The organism is Micromonospora sp. NPDC049114 (assembly GCF_040648635.1).
Classification (GTDB): domain Bacteria; phylum Actinomycetota; class Actinomycetes; order Mycobacteriales; family Micromonosporaceae; genus Micromonospora.
Genome location: NZ_JBEZEA010000008.1, coordinates 199,488 through 223,372, shown reverse-complemented (window position 1 = coordinate 223,372; position 23,885 = coordinate 199,488). Strand labels below are relative to the sequence as shown.

Here is a 23,885-nt window from a genome sequence, read left to right as displayed (position 1 = left end):
TTGCCTCAGTTGAAGGTGATGTGCTGGGTGCTGTAACTGCCGAACTGGACGCCCTTCGCCCCGCGCAGGTCGACCTGGCCAATCTCGGTGCGCACGTCGGCCGTCTCGGCCTGCGCCAGCAGCTCCCGCGCGAGGCTGAGGATCTGCTCGTCCCGGTCGACGCCCGCGCGGGTGAGGTCGTCGGCGAGGCGTACCTGCCAGACGCCCGAGTCGGCGCCCTCGGCCTCGAACGCCCGCAGCGCCTCCTGGCCCTCGCCGGTCAGCCGGCGACGCACCAGGCCCCGGAAACTGTCGGCGGCATCGCGGACCACGGCGCTTGTCGCGTCGGTGACGCCCGTCGACGCACCGAGCGCCAGCGCGGCGAGAAGCAGTTCCACACCGTCCACACGCACCTCCGTCATCAATGCCAGCATCGTGCCCCCATTGCACCATCCGGGCACCGCTCGCGGACACCCCGTCGGGATCAGCGGGTGCGACGCCGACTGTCCACGCAGGTCGCGCCGGGCGCGTCCGGCGATTGTCCGGATCACGACAGCCCGGCCACCGCACCATTCAGGACGGCGGAACGCCGCCGCCCCAGCGCGACGGTGACGACGCATGGCGGCGCGTTCGGGCCAGAGGCGGGGGGTGACCGTGCGCTTTGTCGACGCCGCCCACTCCGGGCGGACACTGGACGGGTGGTTCGAACGACGCGGACATCTCCATCTGCGTACGCCGGAGCTCACCTGCGGAGCCGCAGACCGCCGCGACGGCCGCTAGCGCGACATGAGGCGGCGCAACGCGTCCGGCACCTCGATGATCTCGGCGTCGCTCGGCTTGCCGATGGTGACCGGCTTGGCGAAGTCGGAGAACGTGGCCGTGGTGGCGAAGGTCGGCAACGAGACGGTCAGCGACGTGAGGTAGCCGTGAGCGTCCACCGACGCCTCGTACGGCACGGACTGCGACACACCGCCGTGGCGTTCCAAACTCTCTGCCTTCGCGGGGAGGAGGCCCCGAGACACCCCTGCCGGCGCCACGCCGAAGTCGAGCTTGCCGGAGTAGGTGCCCTCCCCCGTACGCGTGGCGGCCGTCATGGCTGCGGCGAAGCCCTTGATCCCGGCCGGATCGAACGCGTCCCCCAGGTGCACCACTGACGCCGAGGCGAACTCCGCCGTCGGGAACCAGATGAACTTCGTCGGGTCGAGGTTCGGCATGTAGGTGCTGCCCAGCGTCATCCACGCGTCGTCGCCGACCACCCGCACCCGGGACTCGACAGCCTCGCCGCCGGTGCCCGTGGTGACGGTCAGGGTCAGCGCCCGGCCCGCCGGGTCGGTGTCGCCCGCCACCTCGACGTTCGGCGCGCTCAACGTGACGTGCGCGGGCACCCCGGCGGTCTTGGCGGCCGCGGCACGCACCTGCGCGAGCGGGTCGGTGGGGGCAGGTTCGGGCGTTCCCTTTCCGCCCGACTCGCAGCCTGCCACCAGCACCAACAGCCCGACGAGCAGCCAGCTACGAATTGCCATTTCCGAACCCCCGTTGATCGACAGCCGGGGCAGACTACCGCGCACCAGGGATCGACGTGGCCCTCGGCGTTCCGCCTCGGCGCGCACCGCTTCGCCGCTCTCGCCAGGGTGGCCGAGAAGGGCGCGTCACGGCGCTTCGCGGGTCGTGGGCGCTGGAGAACTGGCGAGTCTCGCTGGTGGCCCGACGACGGAAGCGCCGCCCGTGGCTAGGGTGCAGGCATGGTTGATCGGCGCCAGGTGATGAACTTCCGCGTCCGGGCCCAGCAGCTCGACCGGGATCAGGGCACGCTCGCCGACACCGCCCTGCTGGACATCGGGGTGCAGAACACCGGCCCGGACGGCGCCCGGTGGGCCCTCGCTGCCCGTGGGGTCGACGTGACCGCGCTGTCCGACGCCGACGTGGTCCTGCTCTGGACGGTGCGGGGCGCACCGCACCTCTACCGCCGGGCGGACGTCGGGCACGTGGTGGCCGCGGTCGAGCCCTTCTCCGACGCCGACGCGGGCAAGCGCATCTACGACGCCGCCAAGCCGTTGAAGGCCGCCGGCATCGGCAACCTCGCCGCCCTCGACGAGGTGGCCGGCCGGATGCGGGAGATCGTCGCCAGGCCGACGGTCAAGGGAGACGTCTCCGGCCGTCTGGCCACGGTGCTGCCCGAGCCGTACCTGCGGTTCTGCCGGGTCTGCGACGCCACACACCTGTACGAGATGCCGTTCCGGCTCGCCGCCGCGCGGGCGGGGTTGGAGTTGCAGCTCGACACGTCACCTCCGGTCCTGCGGCGCATCACCGGGTTCGGCAAGGCGTCCGCCCCGGCTGACCGGTTCGACGTCATCCGCGCGTACCTGCGTCTGCTCGGCCCGGCCACCCCCAAACAGGTGGCCGGCTATCTCGACGCCCCGGTCAAGGACGTGAAGGCGCGCTGGCCCGACGACGTGGTCGAGGTGACTGTCGACGGCGAGTCCCGTTCGCTGCTGGCCGCCGACGAGGAGGCGTTGACGTCGGCCGGCGGCGGCGTGACCCGCCTGCTCGGCCCGTTCGACCTGTTCCTTCAGGCGAAGGACCGGGCGACCCTGGCACCCGACGCCGCCCGCGCGAAGGAGTTGTGGCCGGTGCTGGGCCGCCCCGGTGCGGTCCTGGTCGACGGCGACCTGGTCGGCACCTGGCGTCCCCGCAAGTCCGGCCGGACGCTCACGGTCGCGGTCCAGCCCTGGCAGAGGCTGTCAACCGGCACGCGCGAGGCCATCACCGCACAGGCCGAACGCCTCGCCGCGCACCGCGAGGTGTCACTCGCCGGCGTCGACTTCGACAGTTAGCGGGTGCGGGGGCCAGACCGACGAGCGGCGGCCGTGCGCGACCGCGGCCAGCAGGACGCCCGATCCGCCGGTACGGGCGGGTACGGCGTGACAGACTGTGGGGCGTCCTCGGCCGTCGACACCGGTCAGCGAGCCCCCTCCACGTTCGGCCGCGGCCGGCACCGGCGCCCGGCGCGTGGAAGGGGCGGGGATGCAGCCAACCTGGCTCCTGGCGCTCTCCTGGGCCTCGCTCGCGGTCGGCGTCGTCAGCTTCGCGATCGTCCTCGCCGACACCTACCTGCGCGGGCATCGTCAGCCGGTCAAGGTCATGGAGATCGTCTGGCTGGTGACCGTCCTCTACGTCGGCCCGGCGGCCGTCCGCCTCTACTGGAACTGGGGCCGGCCGCAGGCGCTGGCGCAACGACGGGGGGACGAGGAGCCTCGACGGCCCCACCGGGGCGTCGTCCTGACGCAGGTGTCCCGTTGTGGCGCGCACTGCGCTCTCGGCTTCATCGTCGCCGAGGTCGCCCTGTACGCGCTCAGGTTCGACCCGGCTCGCAACGGGCTGTGGATCACCTACGTCGGCGACTATCTGGCGGCGGTGACGATCGCTGTGCTCTTTCGGTTCTTCGAGGGGCCGGCTCACCGCGTCGCGCAGATCTGGCGCGCGCTGACGGCAGTCGTGAGGGCGGAACTGCTGACCATCACGGTGTTCGAGTCGGCGCTGTTCGCGTGGCTGACGCTGGCGCACCACATGGTCTTTCCCGAGCCGCCCCTACGGCCCGACAGCCCCACCTTCTGGTTCGCCGGTCAGATCGGGCTGATCGCCGGCTTCGTCGCGGCCTGGCCCGCCGCCTCCTGGCAGGTCGGCCGAGGGCTGCGCGTCGGGCCACGCTGACGGTCGCGGCGGGACCCGTCCGGGTCCCGCCGCGACCGATCACCTGCCTCGTGGCACGGTCACGCCGCGAAGGCCGCCTGGCCGACCGGGAACCGGACGCCGGTGAGGTCTTCCGAGACGGCCCAGAGGCGTTGTTGCACCGTCAGGTCGTAGGACTCGGGGCTGGACGTGACGAGCTTCGGGTAGCCGCGCGTCTCGCCCAGGCCGTCGGGGCCGTAGTACTGCCCGCCGAGGACGGCCGGGTCGGTGGCGGCGCGCAGGGTGGGCAGCGCGCCCGCCGCCGCGGGCTGGGTGATCACCGGGGCGAACCAGGTGATCGGTGCGCGCACGGCCGCCGGGGCGTTGCGGACCAGTTCGGTGTTGGAGACGCCGGGGTGCGCGGCCACCGCGACGGTGGTGCTGTGCGGGGCGAGCCGGCGCTGCAACTCGTAGGTGAACATCAGGTTGGCGAGCTTCGACTGGCCGTAGGCGGCGACCCGACTGTACGAACGCTCCCACTGCAGGTCGTCGAATCCGATGGCGGCGCGGATGCGGTGCCCGACGCTGCTGACGGTTACCACGCGGGAGCCGGGCACGGGCAGCAGCACGTCGAGCAGCAGGCCGGTGAGCGCGAAGTGGCCCAGGTGGTTGGTGCCGAACTGCATCTCGAAGCCGTCGCGGGTGGTCTGCTTCGGGGTGTACATCACGCCGGCGTTGTTGATCAGCAGGTCGATCCGCGGGTGGGCGGTACGCAGGTCGGCCGCGGCGGCGCGCACGGATTCCAGCGAGGTCAGATCCAGTTCCTGGACGGAGACGTCGCCGTTGATCCGGGCGGCGGCCCGCCTGCCCTTCTCGGTGTCGCGTACGGCCAGCACGACCGACGCCCCGCGCTCGGCGAGCAGCCGGGCGGTCTCGAAGCCCAGCCCGGTGTTGGCGCCGGTGACCACTGCCACCCGGCCGTCCTGGCGCGGAATCTGCTGCTCGGTCCAGTTCATCTCAGGCTCCTAATGTACCGCCGGTAAGTTATGCCCGAACGGTAATGTACCGCCGGTACACTGTCAAGAGACCGGCGGTACCTAAGTTAGGGTTGGCGTCATGACGTTCCAGCGGGCACGCAGCGAGGAGCAGCGTGCGGTCCGGCGCCAGGCGATCCTGGAGACGACCTCGGCGATGCTCGACGAGATGTCGGTGGCCGAGGTGACCCTGAACGAGCTGAGCCGGCGGGTGGGCCTGGCCAAGACGGCGGTGCTGCGCTATTTCGAGTCCCGCGAAGCGGTGCTGCTCGACCTGCTGGACGACCGGACGGCGACCTGGCTGACCGAGCTGGAGCAGGAACTGGGCCAGGGCGTCGACCCGAGCCGGTCCGCGCGGGAACGGGCCGAGCAGGCGGCGGACGTGCTCAGCCGGTCGCTCGCCGCCCAGACGGTGCTCTGCGATCTCTTCGGCGCACAGGGCGGAGTGCTCGAGCACAACGTCTCGGTCGAGGCGGTCCGCCGCCACAAGCGCGCCTCACTCGCCAACCTCGCACGGATGGCCGACCTCATCCGGCGGCACCTGCCCGAGGTCGGCGAACGCGCCGAACTGTTCTGCCTGCAAGCCCTGCTCGTGGCGGGCGCGGTGTCCGCCTACACGTCGCCGCCGCCGAGCCTGCTCGCCGTCTACGAGTCCGAGCCGGCGCTCGCGGTCTACCACATCGACCTGCGGACAGCCCTGCGGCTCGCGATCAGCACGTCGCTCGTGGGCTTCCTGCCGCGCCCCTGAGCCCGCTGCGCCGCAAGGCTTGGAGGCTCAGCACCTGGCGCCGCGCGGAATTCGATGGCCATGAGGCTGCGCGCGGTCTACCCTGGCCCGCCGTGCCCTCCAACGAACAGATAATCCGACAGGCCCTGGACCGGATCGAGGCGGGATACGTCTTTCCCGCGAAGGTCGCCGACATCGACGCCGCGATCCGGCGTCGTCTCGCTGCCGGCGAGTACGACGACCTGGACGGGCCGGCGCTCTGCACGACGGTGACCGCCCACCTTCAGCAGGCGTGCCCGGACAGGCATCTGCGGCTGCTCTGGACGGACCAGCCGCAGTCGCTCGATCCGGCGGACGAGGACGGCGGGCGGGCCGCGTTCCGCGCGCTGCTCAGGGCGGAGAACCAGGGGATCCGCCGGGTCGAGCACCTGGAGGGGAACGTCGGGCTCATCGACGTGCGGCGCATCGCGTACGCCGACGAGGGCGCCGCCGCGATCGGCGCGGCCATGCAACTGGTCGCCCTCAGCTCCGCGCTCATCCTCGACCTGCGCGCGTGCACCGGCGGAACACCGGAGGGCGCCGCGATGTGGTGCAGCTACTTCTTCCGCGACGACCAGGTGCATCTCAACGACTTCTACGAGCGGTCCACCGGCGCCACCCGCCAGTTCTGGACGACAGCGCACCTTCCCGCGCCGCGCTACGCGGACCGTCCGGTCCATGTGCTCACCAGCGCGACGACGTTCTCCGGGGGCGAGGACGTGGCGTACACCCTTCAGGCGCACGGCCGGGCGGTCGTCGTCGGGGAGACGACCCGCGGCGGTGCGCACCCGACGGCCCGCCACCCGGTCACCGAACACATCCTCGTGACCGTGCCGACCGCCCGGACCATCAACAGCGTCACCGGCACCAACTGGGAGGGCGTCGGCGTGGTCCCCGACGTACCCGTCCCGGCCGACCAGGCGCTCGACACGGCGCTCAAGGCCATCTCGGGTGCATAGACGCGCACGCGGCGGGACCGCACCGGGTCCCGCCTCGGCCCGTGTTCCCGGCCGGTCGGTTGCCGACCGGCCGGGAACATCGCGTCAGGCGGTCGTCATCCCGCGGGTCGCCAGCTCGCTGAGCGACACAGCGCCGCTCGCGCCGAACGCCGCCCGAGCCACCGCCGGTTTGCGCAGCTCGAACACCTCGACGAGGATCGTTGGCGCTTCGGACCGGCGGCGGATCCCGTCGATCTCCTGCCGGTCCGGATTGAACGGCAACGTCTGCCACTGGTTCGCGGCCTGGTGCCAGTCGGACGAGATGGCCGCGGCCAGGCCGTCGAGCAGGCTCTCGTAGTTCTCCTTGCTGATCGCCCGACCCAACCCGTACCGCTCGCGCAGGGCGAGAATCTCGCGCGAAGCCTCTCCGGAGTAGCTGTCGTTGATGCCGAGCCACCAGTGCGCGAAGTAGGTGCCCTGGTAGCCCTGGGCCAGGTAACGCGCCCCGTCGTGGTGCACCTCGATGACGAAGTTGTGCACCTGCGGGAACTGGCAGTCCAGCAGCAGGACGGTCTGGGCGGTGGCGGGCTGGACGCGCAGCGCCTGCTTGAGCGCGGCGCCCTTGCCCTTGCCGTAGGTCTGGCTGGACAGGCGGACAGGCTCGCCGCCCCTGTGGCGCAACTGCTCGCGAATCTGGAACGCGGCTATTCCGCAGTTCGCCCACCTGCGGCTCTCGTCGCGTCGGGTGATCTGCGGGTCGCCGGTGCGTCCCGTGCTCCCCACCGCCGCGTTGAGCTTCGCCAGGTCGCCGTCGCCGACAGCCTCGTCACGCTGGCGTTGGCCCTCGTCGGTGGCACGGGCCATGTCGTTGCGCGCGTAGCTGGTCGCGGCGGTGATGGCTTCGGCCCAGGTCCCGAAGGTGCGGTGCTCCAGCAACGTGCTCGCCGACCAGTCCACCAACGCCCCGACCACCTCGCCCCTGAGGTCGCTGGGCAGGAGCGGTGTGATCCGGACCAGGATGTCGCCGCACGCCTTCTCGTCGGTCTCCAGGTTGGGGATCTGACCCTTCGGCGGGTAGGTGTCCCGCTCCTCCGCGATGATCAGCATCCGAACCTCCACTGTCCGCTGTGTACGGCCGCCCCACGGCGAGCCGGGTTCCAGATTGGACTTTCCGTGAGCAGGCGAACACGGAACGTCGGACTTCCGTCCCGAACCGCGACGTCACCTCCCGGCCCGCGACGACCCACGCGCGCACCGTCGGGAGAGATGCCTGACGGTGATCCGCCACTGTTCGGGCCCAGGCCGTCGCGCTGCGGCCTGGGCCCAGACGGTCATCGGGGCAGCCGAGCACCGATATTAAGAAAGTTAAGGTCCGACTCTTGGAAGTTGAGGATTCTTAAGGTACAAATTTAGGTATGACAGATCAGGCGATGGACTGGCAGGAACTCACCAGCCTGACGCGGGGGCAGCCGTTCGTCGTCGAGCGGGTGCGCCTGGCGGGCAACGGCGTCGCGATCGAGGGCGAGTTCGAGCTGCCGCAGCTGGCTCAGCTCAACGTCGAGGATCAGGTTTTCGTCACTGCGTTCGTGCGCTGCCACGGCTCGATCAAGGAGATGGAACGCATCTTCGGGGTGAGCTACCCGACGATCAAGTCACGGCTCAACCGGATCACGCAGATGCTCGACTTCGTCGAGACCGACCCGGCGCCGTCGCGGGCCGACGTCATCGACCGGTTGCGCCGCGGTGAGATCAACGCCCAGCAGGCGTTGGCCGAGCTGGAAGGCCGGTCGTGATGCCGCAGTTGGTGACCGTGAAGGTCGATCGCCCGGGCCACCGACCCATCCGCTTGTGGGTTCCGGTGCTCCCGGTGGTGCTCCTGCTCTTCCCGGTCGTGGTCCTGGTCGCGCTCGCGGCGATCGTGGCCTGCCTGGTGTTCCGCATCGGCGCGGTGCGGGCACTCGGCGCCGGTTGGCGCGTCATCTCCGCGCTGCCCGGCGCCCGTTTCGACATCGAGCAGGGCCGCACGGCCGTGCTCGTGGCCATCCGATAGGAGAGGTTCGACATGACCGAACAACGCAAGGACATCCTCGACATGCTGGCCGCCGGCAAGATCACCGCAGAGGAGGCGGAGCAGCTCATCGCCGCACTCGAACGGGACCAGGCACCGGCGGCGGCAGGTCTCGACGCCCGACCGAAGGGCAAGCTGAAGTACCTGCGGGTGGTGGTGGACGCCACCGACAACGGCGAGCCGTCGCGGGTCAACGTGCGGGTGCCGCTGCAACTGCTGCGGGCCGGCGTACGGCTGGCGGCGCTGGTCCCGCCGCAGGCGCTGGTCAAGGCCAACGCCTCACTCAGCGACTCGGGCGTGCCGATCGACCTGACGCAGCTCAAGCCCGAGCAGCTGGAGGCGCTCGTGGAGCACCTCGACGACATGACGGTGGAGGTGGACTCCCCCGATGCCACCGTGCGGGTCTTCTGCGAGTAGGCGCCGTCCGACCGGACGGCCCCTCGAGAGGGTGCTGCAACACCCTCCCGAGGTCTGCGTCCGCCGCAGCAGAGCACAGGTGAACTGCCAACCTGAAGTCTAGCCACGCGACCCAGCGGAGGGACCACTCGTGCGAGTGGTCCCTCCGCTGCGGTTCTCGGCGCTGCGCGCCCGCCCGCCCGCCCGCTCGCTCGCTCGCCAAGATCCGCGCAACTTCCCTGATACTGCTGCCTCCGCCATGCGGGAGACAGCAACATCCCTGATGTTGTGCGGATCTTGAGAGCGAATCAGTGTGACGGGGGCACGCTGATCGGGGAGCGGGGATCCGCCGACCTCGTCAGCCCACCCGGCGGAAAGATCGCGATCACGATTCGCGCTTGGCCTTGGTGCGACGGACGCGCCGGCGAGGGGTCTCATCGCCGCCGGCAAGCCGGGTGAAGGTCAGCATGTTCGCCAGTGCCACGGCGATGATCGCGAGGCCGACCTGGATCGCGAGCACGATCCAGTCCCAGCGCAGCACCCACACCTTCACGCCGGCGTCATCGTCGACGTGCAGCGCCCTGGCGACCACGGTGCCCAACACCGCCGAGCCGACGCCGAGAACGAACGTGGCGAAGATGCCGATCCGCTGCCTCCCCGGCAGGATGAGCCGGCCGAGCAGGCCGACGAGAGCGCCGATGAGCACCGCGCCGAGATAACCAGTCACCAGCATTGCCGTCTCCCCTCCAGCAGTGCCGGGGTACATGCCCGCTTTTCACGTTCCCGGAAACCCCGGTCGGGTTCGCCCGTGACATCAGCGGCGGAGGGACGTTCGTGGGTGGATCCCCACCACGCGACTAGCAGGAACCGTGCCAGTTCACCTTGGTCACGATCACCTGAAGGTAGAAGATGTTGCCGCGCGGGGTGGCACAGTGCGTGATGACCGTCGAGGCGTCCTGCCACGTGTGGTGGTATTCCAATTCGACGTTCGCGGTCGTGTAGTTGTAGAAGGTCTTCGTCGGGGCGCTGCCGGTCCACGGGCCGGTGGTCACCAGGGACGGGGTCTCCGTGGGGCCGGTGTTCACCGGAGCCCAGTTGGGCCAGGCGCAGAAGGTGCCCTGCTGGCAGTTGCCGGGCGGCCACGGCTCCTCGTCCGGCCACGGGCCGGCGGCGGACGCCGACGCGGCGGGGACGGTGGCCAGCAGGCCGGCGGTGGACAGGGCAAGGGCGAGGGACTTCAGTAGCACAGATCTCTCTCTTCCCAGAGGCGTCGATCGATCGATGAAAGTTACCACCGGGAAAATTGAGAGGTCAAGCATTCAATTCACCGACGTCTACGTCCAGAATCGCGGAAATTGCTGGTCAGCGTGGATTTGTCGCGGCCCGTCAACGGGTGAGGCCGACCAGCGTGGCCAGTCGCGCCACGCCGGCCGGCGCCGGCTGCGCGCGGGCGACATCGGCGATGGCCGTACGCGCCGACGGCAGTGCCCGGGATACCTGCCCGGATCTCACGTTCCCGGAAACGCCGCCGGCGTCGAACCCCGGGATCACCGGTCCTTGCGGAGCAGGACGGTCAGCGCCTGTCCGTCGGTCGTGCCGAAGGTGCCGTCGGTGGGATGTCCCAGCGCGGCGGCGAGGGTGCGGACGTGCAGATCCACCACCGCCTCCACCAGGTCGGCCAGCACGGAGACGGTGCCACGCCCCCGCCGCCAGCCCGCCACGCACAGGCCGAGGCCGACGACGGCCGCGGGCCACCACAGCAGGCCGAGCGCCAGGTACAGCAGCCCCCAGCCCACCCGTCGGGCGGCGGCGGCGAAGTCGGCCTGCGCGAGGGCGAGCGGGCCCCGGGTCTCCTCGGGCAGCAGCAGCCACAGTCGGGGCCAGGCGGCGGCCAGGTCCAGGCCGTAGCAGGCCCGCACGCGTACGGCCGTGGCGAGCATGCGGTCACCGATCCACGTCGGCCGGTCCGGCTCGGTCACCGCGATCCGGTCGCAGGCGCGGGCGAGCGCCTGGGTGTCCGGCAGCGGTCCGGTGGTGTGGTCGGCGGACCGCAGCCGGCGTGCCTTGTCCCGCAGGGCGTTCTCGTACCGGTCCATCGCGGCGTTCCACAGGCGTCGCCGCCGGCGGGTCAGTGCCTCGCCGGCCCGCCCCCAGTCCTGGGTCCACAGGGCCAGGACCAGGCGTTCCAGGCTCTGGGCGGCCAGCGCGGCGACGACGCTGCCCAGCACGACACCGAGCACGATCAGCAGCGCGGACCCGGTGCTGCGGGCCGGTGGCCCGAGGGCGAGCCGGTCCACCTCCTGACCCAGCAGCGGCAGGTCCCACCAGTGTGCGTGGCCGAGGCGCACCGCCGCGGCGGCGATCGCCACGAACACCAGACCGGGCAGCGCCAGGGCGGCGAGCCACCGCTCGGCCAGCTTGCCGCCGAGCGAGGCGATGACCGCGTTCACCGGTCCATCCGGAACGTCGGCAGCGGGCAGTCCCACACGGCGCAGCGCGGCGGCGAGCCGGCGTCCGGCCGGGGGATCTCGACCCGGTCGCACAGGTCGCCGGGGCACACCTGCACGATTTCCGGGCGGCGGCCGTGGATGCCGGCCAGCGGCAGGTATCGGTCTCCCCGGACCGTCGTGTCGCCGCCGACCAGCCCGCCGACGCGCATCAACTCGGTCACCTCGGCGAGCACCGCGTCCACGGCCTGGTCGGACAGCGACAGGTCCCGCAGCCGCGCGAGGGCCCGCGCCGGTTCGGGGCCGAGCAGGTCGCCCACCTGCGCGATGTCCGCGCAGACCCGGGCCAGCCGGGTGGCCCGGTCGTCGTCGAGCTGCCGGTCCGGCGCCGATTGACTCATCGGCTGATTATCTCCTGTCGATGTGGCGTGCGGCTGGCAGGCTGGGGAGCAACCGCGACGGGGAGGTGCGCTGGTGAGTCGCTCCGCAAGGGACGTTGTCGACCACTGGCGTCGTGCCGCGGCCGGGCAGCCGCGCGGCGACCGGCGGTGGGCCGAGGCCCAGGTGGAGCTGGGGGCCGCGCTGCTCGACAGGTACGACACGGACCGGGCGCGGGAGGACCTGATCGAGGCGACCGTCGTGCTGGAGGCCGCGATCCGCACGATGGCCGACTCCTTTCTGGCCCAGGAGTTGGGTACGCCGCACGGCGTCCGCGCGCTGGCCACGTACACCGACGTGCTGCTGGCCCGGGCCCGGATCGAGAGCGAGCCGCAGCTCCTGGACATCGCCGAGCAGTATCTGCGGTTCGCCGAGGACACCTCGGCCGACCTCGCCAACAGCGCGGTGCTGATGCTCAAGACCTGCCAGGTCTATCGGGTCCGGCACGACTTCGACGGCTCGGTCGACACGCTCTACCGGCTCACCGCGATCGCGAAGATGGCCGAGACGTGGATCAGCGCGGAGCACCGGCCCGCGTTGCGGGGCATCCACGCGGAGGCGCTGCTGCGCGCCTACCAGCTCACCGGTGTGGAGGACTACGTCGACGAGGCGTTGGAGCTGGTGTCCTCGGTGGACGCCACCGGGCCCAACCAGGACCAGATCGTCATGCTGCGAGCGCGGTGCCTGCTGGCCAGGGCTGCCGGGACCACCCACGTCGCCGATGTCGAACGGGCCATCGCGGTGCTGCGGGACCACACGCCGCAGGGCGTCGATCCGCGTTTCCTGCTCGGGCAGACGTTGCTCACCCTTGTCGACCGCACCGGCCGCGCCGAGTTGCTCGGCCAGGCCTGGGAGGAGTTCGCCGCCGCGCTGAACACCGTTCCCGAGCGGCATCCGCACCATCGGACGGCGCTGGCCAGCCTCTCCACGATCGGCATGAAGACGCACCAACTGACCGGCGACATCTCGGCCCTGGAGATGGCGATCGGCCTGCTGCGCCGGGCGCTCGCGCTCTCCGTACGCGGCGAGGCCAACCACGCGTTGTACCTGGACCAGTTGGGCTACAGCCTCCGGTTGCTCTACGACGCGACCGGGGAGCCCGCCTACCTCCAGGAGTCGCTCGTCCTGCTGCGCGAGGCGCTGGACGCCCTGCCCGCACGCGATCCGCAGCGTGTCGAAACCGGGTTGTCCATCGCCCAGGGGTTGCGGGCGACCTATCTGCGTACCGGTGAGAAGGCCCTGCTCACCGAGGCCGCCGAACGGGCGCGCGTCGCCGGCCGCATCGACTCCGGGGCCGTGCCGGTCCGGATCCAGGCCTTCGACAAGGCGGCGTACACGCTCACCGCGCTGGGCCGGTGGGAGGAGGCGACGGATGCCTTCGACGAGGCCGTCACGTTGCTGCCCCGGCTGGCCTCGCGGGGGCGTACCCGGCACGACCAGTACGCCGATCTCGGCTCAACGGCCGGGGTGGCGGCGACCGCCGCCTCCTGCGTGATCGGCGCCGGGCAGCCGGAGCGGGCCCTGGAGCTGCTGGAGCGCGGGCGGGGCCTGCTGCTGCACCAGCGGTTGACGGCGGACGGCGAGTGGGCGGCGCTGCAACGCGCCGACGGCCGTCTGGCGGCCGACTTCCAGCGGATGCGCCGGGACTTCGAAGCGCCCGTCCCCGAGTCGCCCCGACCCACCACCTTCGGCCGGGACCGGGAGACCGAGTGGAACGTGCTGCTGGACACGATCCGCAAGCTGCCCGGCCTGGGCGACTTCCTGCGCCCGCCCAGCGCCCGGCAGCTGCTCGACCGGGTCGACGGGCCCGTGATCGTGCCGATCGCCAGCGAGTTGCGCTGCGACGCGCTCATCCTGCGCCAGCACCGCGTCACGGTGCTGCCGCTGCCGGATCTGTCGCTGAACGACGCGATGACGCAGCTCCGGCTGCTCCAGGAGGCCACCACCACGGCGTACGAGCCGGCGGCGGACGCGCGGAGCCGGCTGCGCGCCCAGTCGGTGCTCACCGGCGTGCTCGACTGGTTGTGGCACGCCCTGGTCGGGCCGGTGCTGGACCGGATCGACGCGCCCGGCGGCGCCGGGAAGCTGCCGCGCGTCTGGTGGTGCCCGGTCGGCCCGCTGGCGTTCTTTCCCCTGCACGCCGCGCAGGCCGGCGCCGGCCGGTCCGCCCTCGACCGGGTGGTCTCCTCCTACACCCCGACCGTGACCGCGCTCGCCCGCAAACGCACCGCGCCGCGGCAGTCCCGGCCCGACGCCCGGTCCTGCGTGGTGGCGATGCGCGCCACCCCCGGCGGCCCGGGGGCGCTGCCCAGCGCCGAACGCGAGGCCGCGTCGGCGGCGCGGGCGCTGCCCGGAGCGTGGCTCGGGCTGGACGCGCAGGCTACCCGGGAGCAGGTCCTGGACCGGTTGGCCGACTCGGCGTACGCGCACTTCGCGTGCCACGCGGTGGCCGATCCGAACGACCCGGCGCAGGGCCGGCTGCTCGTACACGATCACCAGGACAGCCCGCTCACCGTGGCCGACGTGTCCCGGCTGGACCTGGACGCGGAGTTCGCCTTCCTGTCGGCCTGCGCGACAGCCCAGGCCCCGCCGACGCTCGTCGACGAGTCGCTGCACATCACCGGCGCCTTTCAACTGGCCGGGTTCCGGCATGTCATCGGCACCCTGTGGGAGGTCGACGACGCGGTCTCCCTCGCCCTGACCACCGCCTTCTACGCGCACCGCGACGCGACCGGGTCGGCGGCGTACGCGCTGCACTCGGCCGTGCGCGGGCTGCGGGACCGCTACCCGTTGGCGCCGACGCTGTGGGCGGCGCACATCCACACCGGGGGCTGACCTGTCAACGCCCGTCGATGCGCCGGACCAGCGCCCGGGCCTTCTCCGTGTCGGGATGACCGGGGCCGTGCACGCGTTCGCATCCGGCCAGCGCGGCGCGCGCCTCCGGGCCGGCCCGCCGGTCACCGTCCTCGACAAGCAGTTGGGCGAAGAGCGTCCGCATCTCCAGGGTCGCGGGATGGTCGACGCCGCGGCCCTGTTCGCTGTCCGGCAGCGTGTCGGCAAGCAACCGGATCGCCTCGGCCCGCCGGTCCACCCCGGCGAGGGCTCTGGCCAGGGAGTGCCGGGCGTGCAGACGTACCCCGTCGGTGTTGCTGAGAGCGCGCCCGGCGTCGTCGGCGAGCGCCTGGGCGGCCTTGACCGCCTCGGCCGCCCGGCCGTTGTCGAGCAGGACGACAAGCAGGTTGCTGCGGGCTTGGAGGGACACCGGGCTGGTGGGGCCGACCGTCCGGGTCAGCCGCTGGACCACGTCCCGTAGCGCCCGCTCGGCCTGCTGGCTGCTGCCCTGCAGGTGCTGGAGCCCGGCCAGCTTCATCTGGCAGGCCAGAGTCTCGGCGTCGTCGCGGCCCAGCGTCCGCGCCATGCCGTCAGCGACCGTCCGCAGCAGCGGCTCGGCCTCGCCCAGCCGGCGCAGCTCGATCAGCAGCCAGCCCAGGTTGTTGCCGCTGCGCAACGTCTCGGCGTCAGCGTCGCCCAGCACCCGACGCCGCGCCTCGTAGACGTCCCGTTGCACCCGTTCCGCCTCGGCGTGCGAGCCACGCTGCCAGAGTGCGAAGGCCAGGCTGTGCCTGCTGCGCAGGGTGTCCGGATGCTCCGGCCCGAGCGCCGAGCTGCGCAACGCGACGACCTCCTGATAGACGGCCACGGCCTCGGCTACGTCGTTGGTGCGCATCAACTCCCGCGCGTACTGGGTCCCCGCCGCCAAGGTCCGCGGATCGGTCGCGCCGTACTGCTCCTGAAAGGCGCGGTACTGCAACCCGTAGGCGGTCGGACCACCGACCGTCTTGGTGGTCGAGCGGCCGCCCTGGGTGACGGTGATCTCGATGACCGGCTCCGACGTCGTCGACTCGCGCGGTGGCTCGTCGGCGCGTTTCCGGTCGCGGTTGAACCATCTGGCCACTGCGCGCACCCCCTGCGGTGTCGACGACCTCACGGCCCGTCACGAGGAGCAGACTATCGACCCTGGCTGATTCCGTCGCCGCAGCGGCCGCCGTGCGGAGCGCCCGGTTGGGACGGGTCAAACCGGTACGGCAGACCCAGGAACCCCGGGGCGGGACTTTCCTCGCAGTCAGACCAATCGGCCGCAGGCACCGACGGTCCGACCGCATCAGCGTCAGCCACTGACGCAATGCTCATCAGATGCTCATCGGTCTGCGGCAAGGTCGAGAGGAACGCCTGCCGACGTCCGGCAGGTGCACCGGTCGGCGACCACCTACGAGGAGAACAGCACGTGGACCTGCAGCTCAGCGGCAAGACCGCATTCATCAGCGGATCCAGTCAAGGCATCGGTTACGCAATCGCGAAGGCCCTGGCCGGCGAGGGTGTGAACGTGGTCCTCAACGGCCGCGACCCGGCAAAGCTGGCCGAGGCTGTCGACGTGTTGCGTCGGGAGGCGCCCGGCGTGTCCGTCACTGATATCCCGGCAGACTTCTCGGTTGTCGATGACGTCGACAGGCTGTGCGACGAACTGCCCAGCGTCGACATTCTCATCAACAACGTCGGGCTCTTCGAACTCAAGCCTTTCGACCTCATTTCCGACGAGGAGTGGCGGCGCTACTTCGAGGTGAACGTGCTCAGCGGGGTCCGGCTCGCGCGGCACCTCATGCCGGCGATGCTCGAACGGGGGTGGGGCCGGATCGTGTTCGTGAGCAGCGAGTCGGGCGTCAACATTCCCGCCGACATGATTCACTACGGCACGTCCAAGACGGCGATGCTCGCAGTGGGCAACGGCCTGGCGAAGCTGACGAAGGGCACTGCGGTGACCGTCAACTCGGTGCTGGGTGGCCCCACGTATTCCACTGGCGTCGCCGAAACGGTCAAATCGCTGGCCGATGCCCAGTCCCTCCTCGAGGACGACCTGAAAGTGGCGATCATCGGCGCCAACCAGACCTCCCTGCTGGGACGCTTCATCGAACCGAGTGAGATCGCGAACACCGTGACCTTCCTCGCCAGTCCTGCCGCGTCCGCAATCAACGGATCGGCGGTACGCGTCGACGGAGGTGTGCTGACAACGATTCTGTGAGTCCGCGGCGGCGACGCTGCTTCCGTCGCCGGTCGAGCAGGATCTGGGTTGCGGTCCTGACCGCGATGCCGGGCATCGGGGTCAGGACCGGGCATCATGACGCCCCGGCGTAGCCACGCGCCGTCGTCCTGGGCGGGAGTAGCACGCTGTCCACGCCGCGTCCGGCGCGAGCCGCGAAGACCTCCACGCCTCGGTCGACATCGCCCTGCGAGCCCTCGCGCTGCGTCCCTGAGCCGCGCCGCGTCGGCGGCGCTCGCCGCACCCGGGGGCGGCAGGCCGGCCTGGAGCAGCAGCTCCCACCCACCGCCCACATTCTGCTGACCGCGAAGTGACTTCCACGAGGTCTGGTCCACCAACCATGCTGGCTCGATGGATTCGCCGGAACTCGCCACGTCGGAGAGGCTGCTCACGCACCTCTACGCGGCATTCAACGAGCGTGACATCCCCGCACTGCTAGCCGCCATGACGCCTGATGTGTCGTGGCCGAATGGCTGGGAGGGCGGCCTCGTTCACGGCCGCGACGAGGTGAGTGCCTACTGGCGCAGGCAATGGGACCAGCTCGAACCGACCGTCATACCGACCGCGTTCGCCGCGGAGGCCGACGGACGAATCGTCGTCACCGTCCACCAGGTCGTCCGCGACAAAACCGGAGCGACAATCGCGGATCACACCGTCACGCATGTCTACCGATTCAACGACGGGTTGGTGGCAGAAATGGAAATCCGAGCGTAAAGATCGCAGTGATCTTTTTGGCGTCCGCAGTCGGCTGGCACTGCGCCCCTGAGCCCGTCGCAGTGCCAGCGGTGGTCAGCGGGTGAGGCCGACCAGCGTCGCCAGTCGCGCCACGCCGGCCGGCGCCGGGGTCGCGCGGGCGATCTCGGCGATCACCGTACGCGCCAACGGCCGGCACCGAACCTCAGCCGGCGCGACACTGTCCGCGTCCACCAGCGCGCGAGCAGCCCCGCGCAGGTCACCCACCTGGAGGTACGCCCGCGCGACATCAACCAGGTACGCGCCCCGATACTCGGCCGGCAACCGCCGGAACGCCTCCCGCCGAACCACCGCCAGGTGCCGTTGCAGCGCCTCGTCGGCGTCACCCCGTTGCGCCGCTGACAGCACCCGCGCCAGGTCGACGGCGATCGGCCCGAAGCTGGTGCGGTGCGTGTCGTCGTACCCCCGAAGGTCTGCGGCGACGCCCGCGGCCCGGTCGGTCAGCTCGTCGGCGCGGCAGGCGTCGCCGCAGCCGGCGGCAGCCAGCGCAGCCTGAAGAAGCAGCGTCCCACCCACCGCCCGCCCCCGGTGATCGCCCTGGCCCCCGTGATCAAGAGGTTTGCGGCAAGTTCGATCTCCAAAAGGCCCGCAGACCTCTTGATCACCGGCGTCGGCTGAGGGTGGGAGGATGCGGTTCGCGGCGGTGAGGGTCGCGGCCAGGGCCAGGCGGTCGCGGTTTGACGCGCGCAGCGCCTGGGCGACCGAGATGGCCGCCGTTGCGGCCAGGATCGGGTCGTCGCCGGCGGCGCCCATCGCCCGGTCGGCGGCCAGCCAGGCGAGGTCGGCCTCGCCGAGCTTGACCAGCAGCGACGAGGTGATCCGGTACGACTGCACCAGCAGCTCCGCCGACCGCGCGCCCTGGGCGGCGTCGAGCAGACCCGGCAACAGGCGCACCAACTGCCCGTAGTGCGCGTGCTGGTAGGTCAGCCAGGCGTGCCCGACCTGCCGTCGCAGCTCGTCCGTCTGCGGTGGAGCGTGCGGGATGTCGTAGCGGGCGAGAGCGGCGCGGATGCCGTCCACCCCGTCCGGGGTGCCCGCCGGGGCGGTGCGCGGCTGGCCGAGCAGCGCCTCCGGCTCGACGCGCAGGACGTGGGCCAGTTCCTGGATCACCGAGTACCGGTCCAGGGGGCGCACACCCCGCTCGATCTTGTCGACCCAGCTCTTCGACCTGCGCAGCCGGTCGGCGAGCATCTGCTGGGTCATCTGCCGCCGTACCCGCCAGCTCGCCACCCGGCGGCCGATAGGGATGTCATCCCCTGTCACGCCGCCACCGCCCGTCCGGGACCGCGCGGGTCGTGTCCTCCACGGGTACGCGCTCCGCCTCCGCCTGGGCCAGGATGCGCTGCTTGGCAGCCTCCCGCTCGGCGGCTTCACCCGTGTTCTTTGCAGCGTTGTCGACCTGGCCGCTCATCCCCGCCTCATCCGGTAAGGGCGCGGCCGTGCTCGGGAGCGACCACCGCCGCGCCAGGTCATCGGGACGCGATCACGTCCCAAACCGGACACTAGGGCGAATTGGTGATGCAGTGATTACTGGCAGTTATGCGGCCAGGTTGATGCCGATGCGGCCGGCGAGCAGGCGCAGGTCGTCGGGGATGGCTCGGCGCTGGGCGCGCTGGGCCAGGGTCACCACGGCGTCACGGGCGAGGGGGTTGATGGCGAACGGGATCGGCGCTGCTCGCTCGGCCTGCACGAACGCGGCGAGCGCTTCGGGATCTCGCCGACCGCCGTCCGCCAAGGCGCGACCGAGGTCGAGCCAGTAGGACTGCTGGCGGATCGACGCTGCGAGCACCTGCGGTCTGACCGTCCGGGACAACTCGATGACTCGGCCGGACTCGCCTTGCTCGGCGGCGATGGACATCTCCCAGAGCCCGACGTTGGTCGGTCCGAACCCACAGCCGTTGAAGCCAGCCCCGTCGATCGGGTCCCCGAGCGTTGCCGCCTCGCGGGCCGCCTCGGCAAGGTGATCGCGTGCCACGTCCAGACGACCGCTTACCGTCGACGTCAACGCGGCCGAGAGATGAAGTTGTCCGAGCATTTGTCGCACCCGCTCGTCGGCGGCGTCGGCTTGCAGCTCAGTCAGTGACCGGTCGGCGGCACGGGCCGCAACCGATGCGGATTCGATCGGCAGGCTCTGCGCGTACGCGAAGCGGGAGGCTGCGATCCATGCCGGGTCTTCGGTGTCCTCCGCGACCGTCCCAGCGAGCCGGGCGGCGTTGAGTGCCAGGTGGCGGTATCCGAGGTTCCGCAGGCAGGTGGCGGCCTGGTAGGCGACCTGAACGAGGACGGTGCCACCTGCTGCCGCGGCTTCGAGCAGAAGGTTGGGCAGCATACGAGCCATTGCGGGGTAGTTGCACGAATTGCGAAGCTGCTCGGCGCGGGCAATCTCGGCCGCCAGGCGATCCGTTGTGTAGGTGGACGGCCGGCGCTCGCCGTCCTCGACTTCGATCAGAGCCGACCAGATGGCCGGCACGCACTCGGCGGCGCTCTCGCGGGCCGGGTCCCCGGACTCGGTGCCCTGACCGAGCAGGTCAGCCACGGTTACCTGGAGCGCGGCGGCGAGAGCGACGAGAGTGGAGCGACGGTCGATGGTCTTCCGGCCCGACTCGACCTGCGACACGTACGACTGGGTGACACCAGCAAGCCCGGCGAGGACGGCCTGAGTCATGCCGCCCCGCCGCATCCGCCAGTAGCGAATCCTGGCTCCGATGGTGTCCGGCTTCTTCACCACGCCTTCACCCCCTGGGTACAGAACAGGCCAGAGCCGACCCTCCGTCCCGCACTTACCGTGCGAAGCTACACCGTTACTGCGACGCCTGGCAGTCACTCCTCGTGGCCGTCGACAGCCTGATGGTTACTGGAAGGGAGCTCCGAACTGCTGCACTAGAAGTCAGCGCGCTGACCCTTCATCCGCTCGGCAACACTTGAGCTGACCAAACAAATCTTGATGGCTCCAGCGTTGGCGTGGAGGCTGGGCAGCAACCGGTCCGTATGATCTGATCGAACTGATCGACGGAGGCGAGCCAGGTGAGCCAGCACGAAGAGCCGAGCGAGTTGAGCGGGGTCGCCCGGGAGCCGCGCGAGGAGTACTTCGACAACCAGCCGCTAGGGATCGAGCTAGAGGAAGACGATCCGGACGACGAGGAGCCAATCGCGAGACCATGGGACCCGAATGCAATCAGGGTTTCCACGAAGACTTTCTCCATCCGCCAGGTTCTCGATCAAATCGATGACGGCGACCTCGAACTCGCTCCAGATTTTCAACGAAATCTCGTTTGGAAATCGCCCCAGAAATCTCGCCTCATTGAGTCCATAATCCTGCAGATTCCGCTGCCAGCCTTCTATTTTGCAGAAGACGAAGACGGCATGTATAGGGCCGTAGACGGTTTGCAGCGACTGTCGACGATACATTCTTTCGTCCGCGGTGAACAATTCGCGCTCCATGGCCTGGAGTACCTTCAACCGACTGTCGGGCAAAAATTCAGTGATCTGCCGCAGGCATGGAAGAGGCGCATTTTCAGCAGTCAATTGGTTGTACATGTAATAGATCCGTCAACCCCGACCGATGTCAAATACAACATCTTCAAGCGACTCAACACCGGCGGCTCGCCTCTAAATTCGCAAGAAATTCGCCATTGCATGAGTCGCAATCGCAGTCGAGCCTTCTTGTCGGACTGCGCGGCTATGCCCGAATTCGAGATCGTAGTTGGCGGGGCCCTCAGGTCCAGAGTACGGATGACAGACCGAGAGATGGTACTGAGATTCTGTGCATTCCGGCTACTCGGGGTCGAAGTCTACGAAGAACAACGATACCGGGCTATGGAGCCGTTCTTGGACGAGGCCACCAGGAGGCTGGACGACCCAAAAGCCGTCTCGGATGCGACACTGGAGCAGCTTCGGGAAGACTTCAAGCAAGCAATGGCGAACAGCTATGAAGTCTTCGGTGAGCACGCGTTTCGGAAGTGGCCGCTTAAAAGGGATAGTCTCAGCCCATTCAATCGAGCACTGTTCGAATCTTGGTCTGTTGCGCTGGCCGACCTTAACACTCGGACCGCTTCCAAGGCTCGTGAGCAGATTATCAAACGAGCGCGCAGTTCAATGTCGGCCGACGCGGAGTACATTACCGCCATAACCACCTCGACTGGCGACGCAAGGAAGGTTCGGTATCGCTTCCAAAAAGCTGCCGACATTATCAAGGAAAGCCAATGATTGAAGGCGTTCGAATAACTAATTTCAAACGTTTTCGGGAGATTGACTTACCGCTCCGTCAACTGACGGTATTGACCGGAACTAATGGTGCCGGCAAAAGCTCTCTTATCCAGGCACTGCTCTTGGTCCGGCAAGCCAGCGAGGACGAAAGAGCGTCGGTCGTACAGCTCAACGGACCGTACGGTCTTGAAATCGGCGAGGCCGACGATGCGCTGTGCGTAGCGGCCGAGGATCATGTCATTCGGGTATCGCTCAACATCGGCAGCATACGCCACGAATATGAATTCTCGGCGATAATCGAGGAGAGGTCTTTGCATCTCCCGATTATTCGCAGACCACAGCCGCTGCCAACGCTGCTCAGTTCTCCCGGCATGTCGTTCACGTATTTGAATGCGGAGCGGTTGGGGCCTCGCGATCAACTGTCGGTGACCTCTGCCGAAGTGTCGAACATCGGCGTGGGAGTCCGTGGTGAATATGTGGCGCAGGCCATTACTATCAGAGAACGAGATGTTGTTGCGGGGCATTTGCGTCACCCCGATGCCTCCACCGTCCAGACTTTCCGAGCGCAGGTAGAGGCGTGGATGTCGGACATCGTGCGACCGATACGCATTGAGGCTCAGTGGCCCCTGGGAATGACAACGAGCACGATACGCTTCCAAACACCGGATATTGAATCGCAACCACTCAGACCTGGGAATGTCGGATTTGGTGTATCCTATGCACTTCCGATCGTGGTCGCAGGTCTAGCAGTGGAACAAGGCATATTGATAGTCGAAAATCCCGAAGCTCACCTCCATCCCGCCGGTCAGTCCAAGCTTGGCAGATTCCTCGGGCGGGTGGCAGGGGCGGGAGCCCAAGTCATCGTTGAAACGCACAGCGACCACGTGCTGAACGGAATTCGACGCGCGGCGGTCGATGACCGAACCGTAGGCGCATCGGATATCGTTGTTCATTACTTTGACGACAGCCAGTCGTCGCCGGCTGTGATTGACATTGGTGCCGGAGGCAGCATGTCTAACTGGCCTCCCGGCTTCTTTGATCAACTTGACCAAGACCTGGGGAGACTTGCACATGCAAAGCGAGAAGCTAGGCGAGCCACGAAGATTGGTGATAGATGAATCAAGCTTCTCTTTCCACGACATCGGCGATACCGAAGCCGAATACGCACTCGATGACTTCAATGATCTGTTATCCGAGATTCTTCATTCCGGGGTTATCGTAGCTAAGTTCTCTTGCTGCCTCGACATCGAATGTCGAGCGGGCCTACCCTTGTACAAACTTTTATATGAACAGGCAGCGGCCATTGACGCAGAAACCCTACGCCGCTGCTCCGCCTTACTGGACCGATGTGCAGATTGGGACGACGATGTCGACGATGTCCCCACCACCTGCGAGGTGGCAGACAAGCAAGTAGAGAGCTGGTCGTTGGGCTATGCAATGATGCGATCGAGCACACATTTTATGGCATGTCTAGTCTGTTCAACTGCCGGAAGGCAGGGCGTATTGACGGTTTCGGCAGGCGACTCAAGCGCTGAAATATACTTCCTGGTGGAGACTTCCGGCTTAGTTGAATACTGGCAGCTCACACTTAGCCGAGAGAATGTCGAAGTTGAGAACTTCTTCTCGATCGCCACTCACGCTTTTCCGCGCCTCGCCTTCCATTCCGAGCTTGACTTTCGTAAGTTCCGAGGCGGATATGAAGAGGTTTACGATTGGGTAGTACAAACTTTAGCGGTACTTAACAACCACCTTGGCCAGTCCTTCGAGACTCGCAAAGGCGTGCGACACCTAATTCAACGGGATATGGCCTCTCACGGGCTGGAAATCTCACCGGAAAGCAGCCAAACGCATAAGAACAAGAAAGCTACCAGCCAAAGGGTTGTCGAGTACAACCATGAACTGCACTCGTGTGAGTGGCATGCGAAGCGACTATGGGATACCGACAGGATTCACTTTACGACGCCTGGATCACTCTCTGACGGCCGGACACTAATCGGCATCTTCGTTGATCACCTCGATACCTGATTTTGGTCGTCAGGTCGCAGTTCCCTTCCTGGCTGAGGTCCCGACCAGCAGTTGGGCAATCCTGGATTGGA

General features: G+C 68.8%; 24 protein-coding genes. 13 read left to right on the top strand and 11 right to left on the bottom strand.

What is annotated here, in order from left to right:
* Nucleotides 1-5: 5 nt before the first annotated feature.
* Both AB0B39_RS23035 and AB0B39_RS23030 read right to left on the bottom strand, forming a co-directional pair.
* Nucleotides 6-401: a hypothetical protein gene (locus AB0B39_RS23035; protein WP_357490106.1), complete on the bottom strand. Its 396-nt coding sequence runs from the start codon at nt 399-401 to the stop codon at nt 6-8.
* Between the two features lie 354 nt (nt 402-755).
* Nucleotides 756-1,502 carry a hypothetical protein gene (locus AB0B39_RS23030; RefSeq protein ID WP_357490104.1) on the bottom strand — a complete coding sequence of 249 codons (747 nt, stop codon included), beginning with the start codon at nt 1,500-1,502 and terminating at the stop codon, nt 756-758.
* A 219-nt stretch (nt 1,503-1,721) separates the two neighbouring features.
* Between AB0B39_RS23030 and AB0B39_RS23025 the strand changes: the two genes are divergently transcribed.
* Together AB0B39_RS23025 and AB0B39_RS23020 are read left to right on the top strand one after the other, a co-directional pair.
* Nucleotides 1,722-2,813, top strand: a complete 1,092-nt coding sequence (locus AB0B39_RS23025; protein ID WP_357575327.1) for a winged helix DNA-binding domain-containing protein — start codon at nt 1,722-1,724, stop codon at nt 2,811-2,813.
* 190 nt (nt 2,814-3,003) lie between these two features.
* The gene (locus tag AB0B39_RS23020) at nt 3,004-3,690 is read left to right on the top strand and encodes a DUF4396 domain-containing protein (protein WP_357575326.1); all 687 of its coding nucleotides are present in this window, start codon (nt 3,004-3,006) and stop codon (nt 3,688-3,690) included.
* A gap of 59 nt (nt 3,691-3,749) precedes the next feature.
* Here AB0B39_RS23020 and AB0B39_RS23015 read toward each other — a convergent pair whose 3' ends face one another.
* Nucleotides 3,750-4,664 (bottom strand): SDR family NAD(P)-dependent oxidoreductase, encoded by a 915-nt coding sequence (locus AB0B39_RS23015; RefSeq protein ID WP_357575325.1) that lies wholly within the window; start codon nt 4,662-4,664, stop codon nt 3,750-3,752.
* Between the two features lie 100 nt (nt 4,665-4,764).
* Between AB0B39_RS23015 and AB0B39_RS23010 the strand changes: the two genes are divergently transcribed.
* Entirely contained in the window at nt 4,765-5,430 is a 666-nt protein-coding gene (locus AB0B39_RS23010; RefSeq protein WP_357490097.1) for a TetR family transcriptional regulator, read from the top strand.
* Nucleotides 5,431-5,522: 92 nt separating this feature from the next.
* Nucleotides 5,523-6,407: a S41 family peptidase gene (locus AB0B39_RS23005; protein ID WP_357490095.1), complete on the top strand. Its 885-nt coding sequence runs from the start codon at nt 5,523-5,525 to the stop codon at nt 6,405-6,407.
* An 84-nt stretch (nt 6,408-6,491) separates the two neighbouring features.
* On the opposite strand, the gene AB0B39_RS23000 is transcribed toward AB0B39_RS23005, so the two are convergent.
* The gene (locus tag AB0B39_RS23000) at nt 6,492-7,493 is read right to left on the bottom strand and encodes a hypothetical protein (protein ID WP_357490094.1); all 1,002 of its coding nucleotides are present in this window, start codon (nt 7,491-7,493) and stop codon (nt 6,492-6,494) included.
* Nucleotides 7,494-7,801: 308 nt separating this feature from the next.
* Between AB0B39_RS23000 and AB0B39_RS22995 the strand changes: the two genes are divergently transcribed.
* The 3 genes from AB0B39_RS22995 (at nt 7,802) to AB0B39_RS22985 (ending at nt 8,871) form a co-directional block, all read left to right on the top strand.
* Entirely contained in the window at nt 7,802-8,179 is a 378-nt protein-coding gene (locus AB0B39_RS22995) for a DUF2089 domain-containing protein (protein WP_357490092.1), read from the top strand.
* A gap of 74 nt (nt 8,180-8,253) precedes the next feature.
* Nucleotides 8,254-8,436 (top strand): hypothetical protein, encoded by a 183-nt coding sequence (locus AB0B39_RS22990; RefSeq protein ID WP_234583672.1) that lies wholly within the window; start codon nt 8,254-8,256, stop codon nt 8,434-8,436.
* 12 nt (nt 8,437-8,448) lie between these two features.
* Nucleotides 8,449-8,871: a hypothetical protein gene (locus tag AB0B39_RS22985; protein ID WP_357490091.1), complete on the top strand. Its 423-nt coding sequence runs from the start codon at nt 8,449-8,451 to the stop codon at nt 8,869-8,871.
* 364 nt (nt 8,872-9,235) lie between these two features.
* Here AB0B39_RS22985 and AB0B39_RS22980 read toward each other — a convergent pair whose 3' ends face one another.
* The 4 genes from AB0B39_RS22980 to AB0B39_RS22965 all read right to left on the bottom strand — a co-directional run bounded on the left by AB0B39_RS22980 (nt 9,236) and on the right by AB0B39_RS22965 (nt 11,698).
* A complete protein-coding gene (locus tag AB0B39_RS22980; RefSeq protein WP_357490089.1) occupies nt 9,236-9,583 on the bottom strand; it encodes a GlsB/YeaQ/YmgE family stress response membrane protein in 348 nt (115 codons plus the stop codon).
* A gap of 124 nt (nt 9,584-9,707) precedes the next feature.
* Complete coding sequence (locus AB0B39_RS22975) at nt 9,708-10,097, bottom strand: hypothetical protein (protein WP_357575324.1); 390 nt, start codon at nt 10,095-10,097, stop codon at nt 9,708-9,710.
* Between the two features lie 300 nt (nt 10,098-10,397).
* Nucleotides 10,398-11,300 (bottom strand): hypothetical protein, encoded by a 903-nt coding sequence (locus AB0B39_RS22970; RefSeq protein ID WP_357490086.1) that lies wholly within the window; start codon nt 11,298-11,300, stop codon nt 10,398-10,400.
* The gene (locus tag AB0B39_RS22965) at nt 11,297-11,698 is read right to left on the bottom strand and encodes a hypothetical protein (RefSeq protein WP_357490085.1); all 402 of its coding nucleotides are present in this window, start codon (nt 11,696-11,698) and stop codon (nt 11,297-11,299) included. Before AB0B39_RS22965 ends, AB0B39_RS22970 begins: the two co-directional genes overlap by 4 nt.
* 73 nt (nt 11,699-11,771) lie before the next feature.
* Between AB0B39_RS22965 and AB0B39_RS22960 the strand changes: the two genes are divergently transcribed.
* Entirely contained in the window at nt 11,772-14,570 is a 2,799-nt protein-coding gene (locus tag AB0B39_RS22960; protein WP_357575323.1) for a CHAT domain-containing protein, read from the top strand.
* A 4-nt stretch (nt 14,571-14,574) separates the two neighbouring features.
* On the opposite strand, the gene AB0B39_RS22955 is transcribed toward AB0B39_RS22960, so the two are convergent.
* Nucleotides 14,575-15,690 (bottom strand): tetratricopeptide repeat protein, encoded by a 1,116-nt coding sequence (locus AB0B39_RS22955; RefSeq protein WP_357575322.1) that lies wholly within the window; start codon nt 15,688-15,690, stop codon nt 14,575-14,577.
* 330 nt (nt 15,691-16,020) lie between these two features.
* On the opposite strand from AB0B39_RS22955, the gene AB0B39_RS22950 reads away from it, so the two are divergent.
* Both AB0B39_RS22950 and AB0B39_RS22945 read left to right on the top strand, forming a co-directional pair.
* The gene (locus tag AB0B39_RS22950) at nt 16,021-16,812 is read left to right on the top strand and encodes an SDR family oxidoreductase (protein ID WP_357575321.1); all 792 of its coding nucleotides are present in this window, start codon (nt 16,021-16,023) and stop codon (nt 16,810-16,812) included.
* 369 nt (nt 16,813-17,181) lie between these two features.
* Complete coding sequence (locus AB0B39_RS22945) at nt 17,182-17,544, top strand: nuclear transport factor 2 family protein (protein WP_357575320.1); 363 nt, start codon at nt 17,182-17,184, stop codon at nt 17,542-17,544.
* Nucleotides 17,545-17,619: 75 nt separating this feature from the next.
* Here the strand turns inward: AB0B39_RS22945 and AB0B39_RS22940 are convergent, their stop codons facing one another.
* Both AB0B39_RS22940 and AB0B39_RS22935 read right to left on the bottom strand, forming a co-directional pair.
* Entirely contained in the window at nt 17,620-18,846 is a 1,227-nt protein-coding gene (locus AB0B39_RS22940) for a helix-turn-helix domain-containing protein (RefSeq protein WP_357575319.1), read from the bottom strand.
* 274 nt (nt 18,847-19,120) lie between these two features.
* Nucleotides 19,121-20,311, bottom strand: coding sequence for a helix-turn-helix domain-containing protein (locus AB0B39_RS22935; protein ID WP_357575318.1), 1,191 nt, complete (start codon nt 20,309-20,311; stop codon nt 19,121-19,123).
* A 296-nt stretch (nt 20,312-20,607) separates the two neighbouring features.
* Between AB0B39_RS22935 and AB0B39_RS22930 the strand changes: the two genes are divergently transcribed.
* Genes AB0B39_RS22930 through AB0B39_RS22920 form a run of 3 tightly spaced genes read left to right on the top strand, consistent with a single transcriptional unit; the run spans nt 20,608 to nt 23,814 of the window.
* Nucleotides 20,608-21,789 (top strand): DUF262 domain-containing protein, encoded by a 1,182-nt coding sequence (locus tag AB0B39_RS22930; RefSeq protein WP_357575317.1) that lies wholly within the window; start codon nt 20,608-20,610, stop codon nt 21,787-21,789.
* Nucleotides 21,786-22,907 carry a DUF3696 domain-containing protein gene (locus AB0B39_RS22925; protein WP_357575316.1) on the top strand — a complete coding sequence of 374 codons (1,122 nt, stop codon included), beginning with the start codon at nt 21,786-21,788 and terminating at the stop codon, nt 22,905-22,907. The genes AB0B39_RS22930 and AB0B39_RS22925 overlap by 4 nt, the downstream gene beginning before the upstream one ends.
* On the top strand, nt 22,861-23,814 hold the full coding sequence (locus AB0B39_RS22920) for a hypothetical protein (RefSeq protein ID WP_357575315.1): 954 nt from the start codon (nt 22,861-22,863) through the stop codon (nt 23,812-23,814). Before AB0B39_RS22925 ends, AB0B39_RS22920 begins: the two co-directional genes overlap by 47 nt.
* Nucleotides 23,815-23,885 lie beyond the last annotated feature (71 nt).

What these genes read in the sequence shown, in the direction of transcription:
- AB0B39_RS22945 (WP_357575320.1), top strand. Translation starts at nt 17,182, where the DNA reads ATGGATTCGCCGGAACTCGCCACGTCGGAGAGGCTGCTCACGCACCTC.
- AB0B39_RS23030 (WP_357490104.1), bottom strand. Translation starts at nt 1,502, where the DNA reads ATGGCAATTCGTAGCTGGCTGCTCGTCGGGCTGTTGGTGCTGGTGGCA.
- AB0B39_RS23010 (WP_357490097.1), top strand. Translation starts at nt 4,765, where the DNA reads ATGACGTTCCAGCGGGCACGCAGCGAGGAGCAGCGTGCGGTCCGGCGC.
- AB0B39_RS22985 (WP_357490091.1), top strand. Translation starts at nt 8,449, where the DNA reads ATGACCGAACAACGCAAGGACATCCTCGACATGCTGGCCGCCGGCAAG.
- AB0B39_RS22920 (WP_357575315.1), top strand. Translation starts at nt 22,861, where the DNA reads ATGCAAAGCGAGAAGCTAGGCGAGCCACGAAGATTGGTGATAGATGAA.
- AB0B39_RS23025 (WP_357575327.1), top strand. Translation starts at nt 1,722, where the DNA reads ATGGTTGATCGGCGCCAGGTGATGAACTTCCGCGTCCGGGCCCAGCAG.
- AB0B39_RS22995 (WP_357490092.1), top strand. Translation starts at nt 7,802, where the DNA reads ATGACAGATCAGGCGATGGACTGGCAGGAACTCACCAGCCTGACGCGG.
- AB0B39_RS23020 (WP_357575326.1), top strand. Translation starts at nt 3,004, where the DNA reads ATGCAGCCAACCTGGCTCCTGGCGCTCTCCTGGGCCTCGCTCGCGGTC.
- AB0B39_RS23015 (WP_357575325.1), bottom strand. Translation starts at nt 4,664, where the DNA reads ATGAACTGGACCGAGCAGCAGATTCCGCGCCAGGACGGCCGGGTGGCA.
- AB0B39_RS22925 (WP_357575316.1), top strand. Translation starts at nt 21,786, where the DNA reads ATGATTGAAGGCGTTCGAATAACTAATTTCAAACGTTTTCGGGAGATT.
- AB0B39_RS22980 (WP_357490089.1), bottom strand. Translation starts at nt 9,583, where the DNA reads ATGCTGGTGACTGGTTATCTCGGCGCGGTGCTCATCGGCGCTCTCGTC.
- AB0B39_RS23035 (WP_357490106.1), bottom strand. Translation starts at nt 401, where the DNA reads ATGACGGAGGTGCGTGTGGACGGTGTGGAACTGCTTCTCGCCGCGCTG.
- AB0B39_RS22965 (WP_357490085.1), bottom strand. Translation starts at nt 11,698, where the DNA reads ATGAGTCAATCGGCGCCGGACCGGCAGCTCGACGACGACCGGGCCACC.
- AB0B39_RS23000 (WP_357490094.1), bottom strand. Translation starts at nt 7,493, where the DNA reads ATGCTGATCATCGCGGAGGAGCGGGACACCTACCCGCCGAAGGGTCAG.